Raw genomic sequence first — 14,257 nt, forward strand, 5'->3', positions numbered from 1 at the left:
ACCCGCGGTTAACCCGACTGCCACTGACCGGTCATCGTTGTGACCTGCTGTCATTCGCCAACCCGGCTTCACCCTGGTGCGCATGACGCAGCCGGAACTGCTTGTCAGCACCCCCGCCCGGCAGGGCGAGGACGCTCCCCGCTACTCCCTCCTCGTCGCCCGCGACAGCGACGAGGTCGTCGCCGCGCAGAAACTGCGCTACGAGGTGTTCGCCGGTGAGATGGGCGCGGCGCTGAACACGAGCGTGCCCGGCCACGACGTCGACGAGTTCGACCGGCACTGCGACCACCTGGTGGTGCGCGACGACCGCACCGGCCAGATCGTCGGCGGGTACCGGATGCTGCCGCCGGAGCGCGCCAAGGAAGCGGGACGGCTCTACAGCGACACCGAGTTCGACCTCGGCAACCTGGACGACCTGCGGCCCGGCATCGTCGAGACCGGGCGCTCCTGCGTGCACCCCGACCACCGCAACGGTGCCGTCGTGAGCCTCGTGTGGGCGGGCATCGCGCGCTACATGCTGCTGAGCGGCCACAAGTGGCTCATCGGGTGCGCGAGCATCCCGTTGCACGACGGCGGAAGCCTCGCCGCCGGGGTGTGGGACACGGTGCACGCCAAGCACTACGCGCCCGAGCGGTACCGGGTCACGCCGCACCACCCGTGGGACGTCGACGCCGTCGAGCGGCCGGCCAGGACCGTGCTGCCGCCGCTGCTGAAGGGCTACCTGCGGCTCGGCGCCAAGATCTGCGGGCGGCCGGCGCTCGACGCGGACTTCGGCGTCGCGGACCTGTTCATCCTGCTCGGCATGGACCACCTGGACCAGCGCTACCTCAGGTTCTTCCTCGGGGAGACGGCATGAGTCACGCCTGGATGCCCGCGTCGCCTTGTGGTGACGGGTGCATCGCCTCGGCACCGCGCACCGTAGGAGGCTTCCGGCAGGCCTGGCGGGCCTTCACCGCCGTCACGGCGCTGCTGTGCGGGGTGTGGCTCGCCCTCGCGCTGCTGCTGCCCGGCAGGCACCGCGAGACCCTGGTGCGCCTGTGGTTCCACGCCGTGCTGCGCGCGTTCGGCGTGCGGCTGGAGGTCCACGGCGCCAGGAAGTTCCAGGCCACTCCGCAACGTGGCGTGCTCGTCGCCAGCAACCACGTGTCGTGGCTGGACGAGCTCGCGATCGACGCCGTGCAGCCGATCAAGCTGGTCGCCAAGAAGGACATCAAGGGCTGGCCGGTGCTGGGCCGGATCATCACCGCCGTCGGCACCGTCTACCTCGACCGGGAACGGCTGCGCGAGCTGCCGCGGACCGTGGAGGAGCTGGCGGTGAAGCTGCGCAACGGCTCCGCGGTCGGCATCCACGCCGAGGGCACCACGTGGTGCGGTCTCGCGTCCGGGCGCTACAAGCCGGCGCTGTTCCAGGCGGCGCTGGACGCCGGTGTGCCGGTGCGGCCGATCGTGCTGCGCTACCGCGTCGACGGCCACGTGAGCACGCAGCCCGCGTTCATCGGCAGCGACTCGCTGGTGGACTCGGTCCGCAGGGTGCTGAAGGTCAGGGGCCTCACCGTCGAGGTGCACGTGCTCGACGAGATCGCCCCCGGCCGCGCGAGCAACCGCAGGGAGCTCGCCCAACTTGCCAAAGAACAATCAAACCGCTTGACCTCGACCGAACTGGAAGTTGCACGATCTACCGGTGACACTCACCGCTCCCCGGCCGTCTCGCCTCTGGTCGCCTGACCGCCGCTGGCCCACGACGGGCATCGTCCTGCTGGTCACGCTCCTCGCCTTCGAGGCGATGGGCGTCGGCACGGCGATGCCCACCATGGTCCGTGAGCTGCACGGCGAGGCGCTGTACGCCTGGCCGTTCCTCGCGAACCTCGCGGCGAGCGTCATGGCCACCGTCTTCTCCGGCCGCCTCTCCGACCGCGGGGGGCCCAAGCCGGCGGTGCTGATCGGTGTCGCCCTGTTCCTCGCCGGACTGGTCGTCGCGGGCGTCGCGGAGACCATGACCGTGCTGCTCGCCGGCCGCGTCCTGCAGGGCTTCGGCGCCGGCTTCCTGATCGTCGCGATCTACGTCGTGATCGCACTGGCCTACCCCGAGAGCGACCGGCCCGCCGTGTTCGGCGCGCTGTCGGCGGCGTGGGTGGTGCCGTCGCTGGTCGGCCCCGCCGTCGCGGGCTGGGCGACCGAGCACCTGAGCTGGCGGTGGGTGTTCCTCGCGATCGTCCCGCTGGTGCTCATCGGCAGCGTGCTGCTCGTGCCGGTGCTCAAGGGGCTGCCGCCGCACACCGCGACGCCGCCGGTGCGCCGGTTCCTCCCGGCCGCCGCGCTGGCCGCCGGTGCCGGGGTGGCGAGCCTGAGCTGGGCGTTGCAGCACCGGACGTGGTGGCTGCTGGCCGTCGCGCTGCTGCTGCTCACGCCCGCGGTGCGGATCCTGCTGCCCAAGGGCACGCTGGTCGCCCGCCGCGGCCTGCCGGTCACGATCCTCGCCCGCGGCCTGCTCGCGGGCACGTTCTTCGCCGTCGAGGGCTTCATCCCGCTCACGCTGACCGTCGTGCACGGCTACTCGCCGCTGGAGGCGGGCATCCCGCTCACGGTGAGCGCGCTCGGCTGGGCCGGTGCCTCGATGTGGGCGTCGCGGCACCCCGAGATCGAACGCCACACCCTCGTCCGCACCGGCTTCCTGTTCACGGCGGCCGGCATGGCGGCCGTGACGCTCATCGCACCCTCCTGGGGTCCCGCGTGGCTGACGTTCCTGCTGTGGGCGGTCGCGGGGGCCGGCATGGGCATGGCGACCTCCAGCGTCGGCGTGCTGATGATGGCCGCGTCACCCGAGCAGGACCGGGGCTTCAACTCGGCGGCGCTGCAGATCTCGGACATGCTCGGCTCCGCGACCATGATCGGACTCGGCGGTGTGCTGGTCGTGGCGACCGCGCCGACGGCGGGCGTGGTGGTGCTCAACCTGTCGATGGCCGCGTTGGCCGTGGTGGGAGCGGTTCTGACCGGGCCCCGCATGCGGGCTACCCTTGAGTCCTGATGGCTTATCTCGACCACGCGGCCACGACCCCGATGCTCCCCGAGGCGGTCGCGGCGATGACAGAGGCGTTGTCCACCACGGGCAACGCCTCGTCGCTGCACACCTCCGGCCGCCGGGCGCGGCGCGCGGTCGAGGAGGCGCGGGAGGACATCGCCGACGCGCTCGGCGCCCGGCCGTCCGAGGTGCTGTTCACCGGCGGCGGCACGGAGAGCGACAACCTCGCGGTCAAGGGCATCTACTGGGCCCGTCCTGACCGCCGCCGCGTCCTGGCCTCCGCCGTGGAGCACCACGCCGTGCTCGACGCCGTGGAGTGGCTGGAACAGCAGGGCGCCGAGGTCACCTGGCTCCCGACGGACCGGCACGGTCGGGTGTCGGCCGAGTCGGTCGAGGCCGCGCTGGACGACGACGTGGCGCTGGTCACCACGATGTGGGCGAACAACGAGGTCGGCACCATCAACCCGGTGCACGACATCGCCGCCGTGTGCGCGGATCGCGGTGTGCCGTTCCACACGGACGCGGTGCAGGCCGTGGGGGCGGTGCCGGTGCGCTTCGCCGGCTCCGGCGCCTCCGCGCTCACCATGACCGGCCACAAGGTCGGCGGGCCGTACGGCGTCGGTGTGCTGCTGCTGGCGCGTGACGTGAAGTGCACGCCGTTGCTGCACGGCGGCGGCCAGGAACGCGACGTCCGCTCCGGCACGCTGGACGTGCCGTCGATCGTCGGGCTCGCGAAGGCCGTGCGGATCGCGGTGGACGAGCAGGAGCAGCGCGCGGCGGAGCTGACGGTGCTGCGCGACGAGCTGATCGCGTCGGTGCGCGCGGTGGTGCCGGACGTGGTCGTGAACGGCGACCCGGTCGGCCGCCTGCCCGGCAACGCGCACCTGACGTTCCCCGGCTGTGAGGGCGACAGCCTGCTGATGCTGCTGGACGCGCGCGGTGTCGAGTGCTCCACGGGCTCCGCGTGCACCGCCGGTGTCGCGCAACCCTCGCACGTGCTGCTGGCGATGGGCGTCGAGCCGTCGCTGGCCCGCGGGTCGCTGCGGTTCTCCCTCGGGCATACGTCGACGCGTGCCGACGTTGAGAAACTCGCGGGCGTGATCGGCCCGGTGGTCGAGCGCGCGCGCACGGCAGGTCTGGCAGGCATGAGGCGGTCCCGGAAGGTGGTCAAGCAGTGAAGGTCCTCGCGGCGATGAGCGGCGGTGTCGACTCCGCGGTGGCGGCGGCCCGTGCCGTTGAAGCGGGACACGACGTGACGGGCGTGCACCTGGCGTTGTCGGCCAAGCCCGGCACCCTGCGCACCGGCGCCCGCGGCTGCTGCACCATCGAGGACGCCCACGACGCGCGCCGCGCCGCCGACCTGATGGGCATCCCGTTCTACGTCTGGGACTTCGCGGAGCGCTTCACCGAGGAGGTCGTCGAGGACTTCGTCGCCGAGTACGCCGCCGGCCGCACCCCGAACCCGTGCCTGCGCTGCAACGAGCGCATCAAGTTCGAGGCCCTGCTGGACAAGGCGATCGCGCTGGGCTTCGACGCCGTCTGCACCGGCCACTACGCGCGCCTGGCGGTCGTGGACGGCCGCCCGGAGCTGCGCCGCTCGGCCGACCTGGGCAAGGACCAGTCCTACGTGCTGGCCTCGCTGACCGCCGACCAGCTCGCGCACGCGATGTTCCCGTTGGGGGACACCACGAAGGACGAGGTGCGGGTCGAGGCGGCAGCGCGCGGCCTGTCGGTCGCGAAGAAGCCGGACAGCCACGACATCTGCTTCATCCCGGACGGCGACACGCAGAAGTTCCTCGCCTCCCGCATGGACACCAAGCCCGGCCTGCTGGTCGACGACGCGACCGGCGCGGTGCTCGGCCGGCACGCGGGTGTCCACGAGTTCACCATCGGGCAGCGCAAGGGCCTCGGCATCGACGGCCCGGCCCCCGACGGCCGCCCCCGGTACGTGCTGGCGCTGGAGCCGGTCTCCGGCACCGTCCGCGTCGGCTCGGCCGAGAAGCTCGCGGTGACCGGCATCTCCGCGTCGGACCCGATCACGCACGTGCTGCTGGACGGACCGGTCGAGTGCGTCGCGCAGGTGCGCGCGCACGGCGGCACGGCGCCCGCGGTGGCCGAACTGGTCGGCGGCGCGCTGCGCGTGCAGCTGCGCGAGCCGCTCAAGGGCGTCGCACCCGGACAGGCCGTGGCGATCTACCGCCCGGACGCGGCGGGCGACCTGGTGCTGGCCAGCGCGACGATCGACGCGACCAGCTGATCCGCCTGGCGCCGGTGGTGCGACCGGCGCCGCGCCCCACGACGAGACGAGCCCGTGGGCTCGCCGCGGTGCGGTGTGCGGCCCGGCCGATCGGCACTACCGCGGCAGCCACTCCGAGTTCGCTCCACAAAGGAGCACACACGGCAGCTCACCCGGCACCTCGCCCTTGAGGAACCCGGCGAACGCCACGGCACCCGCGGGTTCGACCGCGAGCCGGAACTCCTCCCACAGCCGGTCGCGCGCGGCCAGCAGTTCGGCGTCGGACACCAGCACCGACGTGACGTTGTGCCGCCGCAGCACCTCCAGCGGCACCGATCCCACCCGCGTCGCGCCGAGCGCCGACGCCGCCACGGAGTCCACCGGCGAGTCGACGGGCTCCCCGGCTTCGAGCCCGCGGTGCACGGCGCAGCAGCCGGCCGGCTCGACGTTCACGACCAGCCGGCCGCCCGAGGCCAGTGCCGCACCGGCGATCAGCCCGCCGCCACCGGACGCGATCACGATCGCGTCGACCTCCGGCACGTCCTCGACGATCTCGCGCGTCACCGTGGACTGTCCCTCGATGACGACCGGGTCGTCGTAGGCCTCGACGTAGAGCGGGCCGAGGTCGCGTGCGGCGGCAGCGGCCTCGGCGTAGGTGCTGCCGTGGCGGATCAGCTTGGCGCCCAACGCCTCGATGCGGCGGGTCTTGGTCTCCGGCGCGGTCACCGGCACGAAGACGGTGGCGCGCATGCCGAGCAGCTGGGCGGCCTGCGCGACGGCGATGCCGTGGTTGCCGCCGGACGCGGTGACCACCTCGCTCACGTCACCGGCGAGCGTGAGCAGCTTGGTGACCGCGCCGCGCACCTTGAACGAGCCGGTGAGCTGGAGGTGCTCCAGCTTGAGCACCACCGGGCGACCGTCCACAGCGGTGCGCAGGACGGGGGTGCGGCGGACGTGGTCGTAGAGCGTTCTCATGAGACCAGCTTCCACAAGAACTGCACGAGAGTCACGATTCCCAGCAGGAAACACACGATGACGAAGGTGCCGCCGACCATCACGACCAGGCAGCCGCCCCAGGACGTCTCCTCGTGCGGCACCGCGTCCAGCTCGTGCTGCAGCTCCACCCGCGCCTCCAGGTAGAGCGACGCCAGGCGGGTGCGGGCGGTCTCGGTCGGTGCCTCGTCGAGGCGACCGGCCCAGTTCAACGCGACGAGGCGGACCTGGGCACGGCGGTAGGCGCGTTCGAAGGCGAGTGTCTCCTCGGGATCGCGGTCGTCGGAGAGGTAGGCCCAGCGACCGGCCTGCGCGGGCTCGCCGAGAACGCGGTAGACCTCGGCGAGGCGGTCGCGCAGGTCGAGCCGGTGCGGGTAGGTGCCCACGAGCCCCGCGAGGCGTTGACGTGCGCGAAGCACGTTCGCGAGGTCGCCACGCCGCAGTTCCTCGGCCGCTTTGTTGAGCGTCAGCTCTACCGGCATGCCGAGTAGTTTCGCAGGCGCGGCTAGCTTTGACCCGTGTTCGTCCTCTCCCTTCTGGTGTCCGGCCTCGCCTGGTGGCTCGGGCTGTACCTGGTGGCCCGCGATCCGGCGAAGCCGTTGCTGTGGTGGGCGGGCGCGGGACTGGCCGGATACGCGGCGGTCGTCGTGGTGCCGCACCCGGTGCTGCTCGGGGTTCCGGCGCTGGCCTGGACCGGTGCGATCCTGCTCCTGGCGCGGCCGGAGGCGATCCGCTGGTGGATCTTCGCCGTGGTGCCGTTCTTCGCCGCGTCGCTCTGGGTGCCGTGGATCGTGCTGCTGCCGTTGGCCGTGGCGACGGCTCTGGCGGCTGGCAAACGCACGTACTTTTCACTCGTTGGGGTGATGTTCGGACTGTCGGTGGCGGCTTTCGTGCTCGATCTGGTGCCCACCGCCGTCGCGTTGCCCTCGATCGGGTTTGACCTGCTCGTGTTCGGTGTGCTCGTTGCGGTCACCGACGCGGTCGAGGAGGGCCAGGCGATCCGCGCCGACATGCTGCGCTCGCTGGTGATCGCCGGCCTCACCGCCGTCCTGTTCGGCTCCCAGGTCCTGCTCTTCGACGGCCCGGAGGTTCTCGCGTACACGACGGTCGCGGCGGCCATCGCGGTCCAGGTGCTCGCGAACCCGCTCGCCGCCGCCGTCGACCGCCTCGCCGTGCCCGCCGTCGCCGCCGAACGCGCCGAGCTCCGCGAAGCCGCCGAGGCGCTGCCGAGACAACGCCCGCTGGTCACCGAGGACGAGGCCGAGTTCGCACGGCTCACCCGCAAGGCGCTGAGCCATTACGGCGACCTCGGAAAGCTCGTCGCGAGCCCGTTGATCGCGCTCACCGACGACGGCCCGCCGCTCGACCGGGCGGCACAGCTGAAATCGATGCTGCTGACGAGCATTCAACGGCTCAAGCCAGCGGACGGCGATTTCGGCACGAGCGATGAATGGCGTCATTACAACGCCCTGTACTTCTATTACGTCAAGGGAATTCGCCCGTACTCGGTGCGCACCAAGCGCCAGGACCTCGACGAGGAGGACCGCCGCGCCCTGCGGTGGTTCGTGACCCAGGTGCCCGAGCGCACCCTCCACAACTGGCAGAACGCGGCCGCGCGCCTGGTCGCGGCGGACCTGGTGGCAGGAGTTGGCAGCGCTTGACGTGGTTCCGGCAGCGTTCGCCGGGCCATGGTCGGGCCATGTTGAAATTCGCCTTGAAACTCGACGGTGTCGCTTCCTTCGCGCTCGGCCTGCTGACCCTGCTGATCCGCCCGGAGGTGGGGATGCCGGTCGGCTGGCAGATCGGCCTCGGTGCTTTCTGCGTCATTTACGGTGCGGGCGTGTTCTTCCTCGGAACGCGCGCCGTTCCCGACCGCCGGATCGTGTTGCCGGTCATCATCGGCAACGTGGCGTGGGCCGCCGCCAGCATTCTCACCGCGGAGCTGGAGTGGTTCCCGCTGACCGGTCTCGGCGTCGCGCTGGTGCTGGCCCAGGGGCTCGCGGTGCTCGGCTTCGCGGTGCTGCAGTCCGCCGGCCTCAGGCGTGCAGCGTCCGTGAGCGGCCCCGGAACTCGGCCACGGTCTCCGTCCCCCGCCTGACCGTGATGTCGTAGATCCCGCTGCGGCCGAACCGGGTCCGTTCCACCGCCTCCGCCACGAGCTCGTCGCCCGCGTGCACGGGCCGGATGAAGTCGATCTCGGCCGTGGCGGCGACGGTGACGGACCCGGCCCGGTTGCAGGCGCACGCGAACGCCGAATCCGCCAGCAGGAAGACATATCCACCGTGCGCGATGCCGTGCCCGTTGAGCATCGACTCGGTGACCGTCATCCGCAGCAACGCATAACCGTCGCGCAGTTCGACCGGCGTGATGCCCAGGGCGGTGGAGGCCTTGTCCGCGGCCAGCATCTCAGCAGGACCATTCATTCGTGGCAGCGTAATCACCCTGGCGGTGGTGTCACGCCGCTCCGGGGCGGCCCTACTGTCCGATTGCTTGATCGCTCAAAACGGAGGTGGTCGTCATGGCTGGATGCTCTTGCTGCGGCTCGTGCACGGGTCCGGGCTGCGGGTGCTGCAGCGGCTGTTAGAAGGCCCGGACGAACGGGCAGAGGCCGGCGCGGTGCATCCGCGTCGGCCTCTGCCCGGCAGGGGGATCAGCCGGTGTAGGACTTGAACATGTTCGTGAACTCCCAGTTGCTCTGCGAGATTCCACTGCACGTGGGCGACACCCCGCCACCGGGACAGCCCTTGTCGCGGCCGGCGGACCAGAACGCGACCCGGCCGACGTGGTTGGCCTTCGCGTAGTCGAGGACCTTGCGCGCGTCGTCCTGGGTCGTCGTCGGACCCGTGTCGTTGCGGCCGATCATCGGCGTGAGACCGAGCAGCGCCTTGAGCTGTGCGTCGGTCTTCGACGGCCAGATGGTGCGCATCTGGGCGAGGGTGGCGTTGGCGGCGGCGACCATCGCGTCGCCCCAGTTGCCCGTGTAGCCGAAGTTCATCAGCATCGGGTTCACCAGGACGGTGACGCCCTTGGCGGCCGCGTCCTTCAGCACGTCCACCGAGTACGGGTCCATGCCGTAGTCCTGGCCCTGGATGCGCATCGTGTAGCTGACGGTGGTGCCGCGGGTGTCCTGCAGCCGCTTCAGCGCCGTGTTCACGATCGCCTGCGGGATCGTGGCCTCCACGTCCACGTCGATGCTGTTGGAACCGACGGCGTCGAGCACCGCCACATAAGCGTTGTAGAGCGCGTCGGCCGAGGAGCAGACGTGCTCCAGGTACGGGCCCATCGCACCGCCGGTCGCCACGATCACGCTGCCGCCCTGCGCTTTCAGAGCCCGGACGTCGTTCACGATCCGGCTGTCGTCCAACGGAACCGTGCCGCCCCACGCGGGTGCGCACCCGGCCGAGGAGCCCAGGGCGAACGCCAGCGTGAAGTGCTTCTGGCCGGTCGCGTTCGCCACGTCGACCAGTGACGGCGTCGGCATCGTGATGTCGATGTACGGCGCGACGCGCGCGCTGCCGGGCGTGGGCGGCACATCGGACGTCGTGGTGGTCGGTCCGGTCGTGGTGGTGGTCGTGGTCGTCGTAGTGGTGGTGGTTGTGCCGCCACCGCCACCGCCGCACGGAACGCCGTTGAGCTTGCAGTTCGCCGGCACCGCCGACCCGTTCACGAGGAAGCCGAAGCTCGTGGAGGACCCGGCGGCCAGGTTGCCGTTGTACTCGCGGGGCGTGAACGTGTGGTGGTTGCCGCTGCGGGCCAGCGTGGCGTCCCAGTAGGAGCCGACGGAGGCGCCGGCGAGGTCGAACTCCAGCTTCCAGCCGCTCACGGCGGTGGTGCCCGCGGAGATCGTGTACTTCGCCTGGTAGCCGGAGCCCCAGGTGGAGTCCTGGCTGAACACGGCGGACTCGCCGGCGGCGGAGGCGGGAGCGATCGCGACGAGTCCGGCCACCAGTGCGGTGGCGGCCCCGGCGGCGAAGAGGGCGAAGCGGGACATCGGGGGTCCTTCTGTACAGGGGAAGGGGTGGTGTGGGATCGCGGGGCGCGTCGCGGTCCCACACCACGTGCAGGGAGGTGCTCGCACGCTCAGCACCTGCTCAATCACGGTAAGTGGCCTAGACCACATCGTCAATGGGTCTAGACCTCTTCTCTCTGTCGGACAGTGGAACAATTCGGCGGGTGCGTGGAGCAACTGGAATCGGATCACTGCCCGGAACCGACATCGACGAGGCGGCGCGGGTGGTCGCCGGCGAGCTGCCGGAGCTGCCGCACGTGCCGGAGCTGCCTGCGCGGGGAGTCGGCGCGGACATGATCGGCCGCACCGCCGGCCTGCTGGTCGACCTCGCCATCGAGGTGATCACCTCGGGCTACCGGGTCACGCCGCGCGCCGGCCGTGACCACCGGCGGGCGATCGACCTGCTGCGGGGCGACCTGGACGCGTTCGACGAGGCGCTGGAACGCGCGGGTGCGCGGCCGGAGACGGTCAAGGTGCAGGCGGCGGGGCCCTGGACGTTGATGTCGAACATCGAGCTGATGCGCGGCCATCGGGTCCTCACCGACCGAGGTGCCGTGAAGGAGTTCTCCGAGTCGCTGGCCGAGGGACTGCGCCAGCACGCCGCCGAGGTCGCCAGGCGCACCGGTGCGAAGGTCGTGGTGCAGCTGGACGAACCGGGCCTGCCCGCCGTGCTGGAGGGCCTGCTGCCGACGCCGTCGAAGCTCGGCACCGTGCCCGCCGTGCCGGCGCCGGACGCGCGTGGGGTGCTCGCGACCGTGATCGACGCGCTGGGGGACCACGAGGTGGTCGTGCACTGCTGCGCGCCGCAGCCGCCGCTGACGTTGCTGCGCGAGGCGGGCGCGGCGGCGATCGCGTTCGACGCGACGCTGGTCAGGGGTGCGGCGGCACTGGACGAGATCGGGGAGACCTGGGAGGCGGGCACGACGCTCGTGCTCGGACTGGTGCCGAGCACCGACCCCGGTGCGCCGGTGACGGTGAAGGACGTCGGTCAGCGGGCGTTCACCCTCGCCGACCGGCTGGGCTTCCCGCGGTCGATCCTCGCGGAGAAGGCGCTGCCGACACCGACGTGCGGGCTGGCCGGTGCGACGGCGGGGTGGGTCAAGCGTGCGCTGGCGCTGACCCGTGACCTCTCCTCGGCGTTCTCGGAGCCGCCCGAGGGCTGGTGATGTCCGGTTTGGGCGGCTAGTCTGCTGCGAACTATTAGGAAACTTTCTTAACCATGGGCCACCGCCGGGCCTGGATCGGGAGTTCCGAACATGCGCATCAGACGTGCGGCACTCGTCGCCGCAGTGCTCACCGGGGTGGTCGTGGCGCCTGCCGAGGCCGCTCCCGCCACGTACATCAGGGTCGACCAGGTCGGGTTCGGCACCGGCGAGGCCAAGCACGCCTACGTGCTCGGCGGTGCCGCGAACGCGAAGTTCAGCGTGGTCGACGGCCGCGGCCGGACCGTGCTGACCGGCCGGACGGGTGCCTCGACGGGCTCGTGGAGCGAGAAGTTCCCGTCGGTGCACCCGATCGACCTCTCCGGCGTGCGGACACCGGGCACGTACCGGATCAAGGTCGGCTCGGCCACCTCCACCGCGTTCCGGGTCGACTCGCTGCACCGGCTCTTCCAGCCGGTCGCGAACGACACCGTGGAGTTCTTCCAGGCGCAACGGGACGGCGCGAACGTCATCCCCGGCCGGCTGAACCGCAAACCCGCCCACCTCACCGACCGCGCGGCGCTGGTCTACGAGGAGCCGGTGTTCGCGGGCGAGGGCGGCGACCAGATCGCGGCACCGCTCAAGCCCACCGGCGCGCGGGTCGACCTCGAAGGTGGCTGGTTCGACGCGGGCGACTTCGTGAAGTTCACCCACGCCTCGTCGTACTCGACCGCGTCGATGCTGCTGGCGTTGCGCAACAAGCATGACGACGCGCTGTACGAAGAGGCCAAGTTCGGCCTGCGGTGGCTCGACAAGGCGTGGGACGAGCGGACCGGCACGCTCTACGCGCAGGTCGGCATCGGCACCGGCTCCGAGGAGTTCGGCTTCGTCGGCGACCACGACGTGTGGCGCCTGCCCGAGGCCGACGACAAGCTCGACGTGAAGCCCGGCGACAGCCAGTACTTCATCAAGCACCGCCCGGTGTTCCGCGCGAACGCCGCCGGCGAGAAGATCAGCCCGAACCTGGTCGGCCGGGTGGCCGGCTCGTTCGCGCTGGCCGCGCAGATCGAGGCCAAGCGCAACCCGCGCCTGGCGTGCCGGTACCTGGACAAGGCCGCGCAGCTGTTCGCGCTGGCCAAGACGGAGGACGTCGGCCAGCTCGTGACGGCGTTCCCGCACGCCTACTACCCGGAACCGTCCTGGACCGACGACCTGGAGTTCGGCGCGACCCAGCTCGCGCTCGCCGCGAAGGCGTTGAACGACAAGCGGTACACCCAGTTCGCCCGCGCGGCCACGCACTGGGCCAAGGAGTTCCTCGCGACGCAGGACCCCGACACGTTGAACGTCTACAACATCTCCGCGCTCGGCCACGCCGACCTCGCGAAGCTGCTGAAGGCGGGCGTCCCCGGCGCCGAGGTGACCGAGGCGCAGGTCGTCGGCGACCTGCGGCGCCAGCTCCAGCAGGGTGCCGACGCGGCCAAGGGCTCGCCGTTCCGCACCGCCGCGAACGTCGAGACCTGGGACGTCGGCTCGCGCACGTTCGGCTTCATCACCACCGCCGCGCTGTACGGGAAGCTGACCGGCGACCGGACGTACGAGACGTTCGGCACCCAGCAGCGCGGCTTCGCGCTCGGCACCAACGCCTGGGGCACCTCGCTGATCGTCGGCGTGGGCGCGAAGTTCCCCGAGTGCCCGCACCACCAGGCGGCGAACCTGTCCGGTTCACCCGACGGCGGCGCCAAGGTGCTCGTCGGCGCCGTGATCAACGGCCCGAACGACGCCACGCTGTTCAGCGACCTCGGCGAGATGCCACCGGGCGCGGTGGACTGCACCAAGCCCTACACCCTGCAGTTCAACTCGGCGAAGTCCGTGTTCGCCGACGACCTGCGGTCGTGGCCGAGCTCCGAGCCGGCCATCGACTTCACGGCGACCGGCGTGCTGGGCTTCTCGCTGATCGCGAACGGCTGAGTGGCGGCCGCGCGAGCCCGGGTGTCCAATGAGGACCGTGCTCGGGCTCGCGCTGGTCGTCCTCGCGTTGTTCCTGACGGCCGTGCCGGCGCAGGCGCTGCCGCTGAGCCCGGCCTGCCGCGTGCCCGCCGTGCACGACCCCGACGTGATCCGCGAGGTCCACGAGGTGGGCCTGTCCCTGCGGGTCAGCGACAAGGTGATGCTCGCGGCCTTCGAGGCCGGCTGGGTCGAGTCGCACATGCACAACCTCGACTGCGGCGACGCCGACTCCCTGGGCGTGTTCCAGCAGCGCCCGTCGATGGGCTGGGGCACACCTGAGCAGATCATGGACGTCTCGTACGCGGCGGGCCGCTTCTTCGAACGCGCCACGGCGGTGGACCGGCCGGAGCTCACGCCGGGCCTGCTCGCCGACGCCGTGCAGCGGTCGTGCTGCCCCGAGCGCTACGACCAGGCGGCGGACCGGGCCTCGTCGATGCTGCGCCAGGCGTGGCAGGGCGGGCCGGAGGTCGTCGACGGCGTGTACGTGGTGGAGGACGGCGACGTCTGGGTGGGACAGCGCCAGCTGAGCACCTCGGGCGACTTCGTCGGCCGTCCGTCGGTGGCCGGCCGGTTCGTGTACGCGCGGACCGTGCGTGGCGAGGTCGTGGTGCTACTCGACGGCGGCTGGCGGCCCGTGGTGCCCGGCGTGGCGGGTGATCCCGAGGCGGTGTTGCTGCCGGACGGGACGGTCGCGCTGTACGCGGTCATGGCCGATGGCAGCGTCGCGGAATTGTCAGACCCCTCTGCGACGATCTTGGGTTCAAGAGGTCGTTGCAACACCTGAGTTGAGGGGTTGCGGTGGACTTCGAGATCCGGAGTGATCGGGGACCGCAGGGCCGGAGGAAGTTGGC

Annotated in this window: 14 protein-coding genes; 10 read left to right on the top strand and 4 right to left on the bottom strand. The window is 71.4% G+C overall.

Features of this window, described 5'->3' with window-relative positions; genetic code table 11:
* Positions 1-82 precede the first annotated feature (82 nt).
* From ADL03_RS35645 to mnmA, 5 genes are read left to right on the top strand one after another with little or no spacing between them, the layout of a single operon-like run.
* Positions 83-856, top strand: coding sequence for a GNAT family N-acetyltransferase (locus ADL03_RS35645; RefSeq protein WP_053738037.1), 774 nt, complete (start codon positions 83-85; stop codon positions 854-856).
* Positions 853-1,725: a 1-acyl-sn-glycerol-3-phosphate acyltransferase gene (locus ADL03_RS35650; RefSeq protein WP_082373747.1), complete on the top strand. Its 873-nt coding sequence runs from the start codon at positions 853-855 to the stop codon at positions 1,723-1,725. The genes ADL03_RS35645 and ADL03_RS35650 overlap by 4 nt, the downstream gene beginning before the upstream one ends.
* The gene (locus tag ADL03_RS35655) at positions 1,682-3,025 is read left to right on the top strand and encodes an MFS transporter (protein ID WP_053738024.1); all 1,344 of its coding nucleotides are present in this window, start codon (positions 1,682-1,684) and stop codon (positions 3,023-3,025) included. The genes ADL03_RS35650 and ADL03_RS35655 overlap by 44 nt, the downstream gene beginning before the upstream one ends.
* The gene (locus tag ADL03_RS35660) at positions 3,025-4,197 is read left to right on the top strand and encodes a cysteine desulfurase family protein (RefSeq protein ID WP_053738025.1); all 1,173 of its coding nucleotides are present in this window, start codon (positions 3,025-3,027) and stop codon (positions 4,195-4,197) included. Before ADL03_RS35655 ends, ADL03_RS35660 begins: the two co-directional genes overlap by 1 nt.
* On the top strand, positions 4,194-5,276 hold the full coding sequence (gene mnmA / locus ADL03_RS35665) for a tRNA 2-thiouridine(34) synthase MnmA (RefSeq protein ID WP_053738026.1): 1,083 nt from the start codon (positions 4,194-4,196) through the stop codon (positions 5,274-5,276). Before ADL03_RS35660 ends, mnmA begins: the two co-directional genes overlap by 4 nt.
* Before the next feature lie 96 nt (positions 5,277-5,372).
* Here mnmA and ADL03_RS35670 read toward each other — a convergent pair whose 3' ends face one another.
* A complete protein-coding gene (locus ADL03_RS35670) occupies positions 5,373-6,230 on the bottom strand; it encodes a serine/threonine dehydratase (RefSeq protein WP_053738027.1) in 858 nt (285 codons plus the stop codon).
* Positions 6,227-6,730 (bottom strand): DUF6584 family protein, encoded by a 504-nt coding sequence (locus tag ADL03_RS35675; protein WP_053738028.1) that lies wholly within the window; start codon positions 6,728-6,730, stop codon positions 6,227-6,229. Before ADL03_RS35675 ends, ADL03_RS35670 begins: the two co-directional genes overlap by 4 nt.
* A gap of 36 nt (positions 6,731-6,766) precedes the next feature.
* On the opposite strand from ADL03_RS35675, the gene ADL03_RS35680 reads away from it, so the two are divergent.
* Complete coding sequence (locus tag ADL03_RS35680) at positions 6,767-7,909, top strand: hypothetical protein (RefSeq protein WP_053738029.1); 1,143 nt, start codon at positions 6,767-6,769, stop codon at positions 7,907-7,909.
* Complete coding sequence (locus ADL03_RS35685; protein ID WP_157529589.1) at positions 7,906-8,346, top strand: hypothetical protein; 441 nt, start codon at positions 7,906-7,908, stop codon at positions 8,344-8,346. Before ADL03_RS35680 ends, ADL03_RS35685 begins: the two co-directional genes overlap by 4 nt.
* Here the strand turns inward: ADL03_RS35685 and paaI are convergent.
* On the bottom strand, positions 8,285-8,671 hold the full coding sequence (gene paaI, locus ADL03_RS35690) for a hydroxyphenylacetyl-CoA thioesterase PaaI (RefSeq protein ID WP_053738031.1): 387 nt from the start codon (positions 8,669-8,671) through the stop codon (positions 8,285-8,287). The genes ADL03_RS35685 and paaI overlap by 62 nt on opposite strands.
* A 227-nt stretch (positions 8,672-8,898) precedes the next feature.
* Entirely contained in the window at positions 8,899-10,239 is a 1,341-nt protein-coding gene (locus ADL03_RS35695; protein ID WP_053738032.1) for a cellulose binding domain-containing protein, read from the bottom strand.
* A gap of 182 nt (positions 10,240-10,421) precedes the next feature.
* On the opposite strand from ADL03_RS35695, the gene ADL03_RS35700 reads away from it, so the two are divergent.
* The 3 genes from ADL03_RS35700 (at position 10,422) to ADL03_RS35710 (ending at position 14,190) form a co-directional block, all read left to right on the top strand.
* Positions 10,422-11,423 (top strand): methionine synthase, encoded by a 1,002-nt coding sequence (locus ADL03_RS35700; RefSeq protein WP_231642687.1) that lies wholly within the window; start codon positions 10,422-10,424, stop codon positions 11,421-11,423.
* Between the two features lie 90 nt (positions 11,424-11,513).
* A complete protein-coding gene (locus ADL03_RS35705) occupies positions 11,514-13,367 on the top strand; it encodes a glycoside hydrolase family 9 protein (protein WP_053738034.1) in 1,854 nt (617 codons plus the stop codon).
* Between the two features lie 28 nt (positions 13,368-13,395).
* Positions 13,396-14,190 (top strand): hypothetical protein, encoded by a 795-nt coding sequence (locus ADL03_RS35710; RefSeq protein WP_053738035.1) that lies wholly within the window; start codon positions 13,396-13,398, stop codon positions 14,188-14,190.
* Positions 14,191-14,257: the final 67 nt, after the last annotated feature.

It is taken from the genome of Nocardia sp. NRRL S-836 (assembly GCF_001279525.1).
In the GTDB taxonomy this organism is placed as follows: Bacteria; Actinomycetota; Actinomycetes; order Mycobacteriales; family Pseudonocardiaceae; genus Lentzea.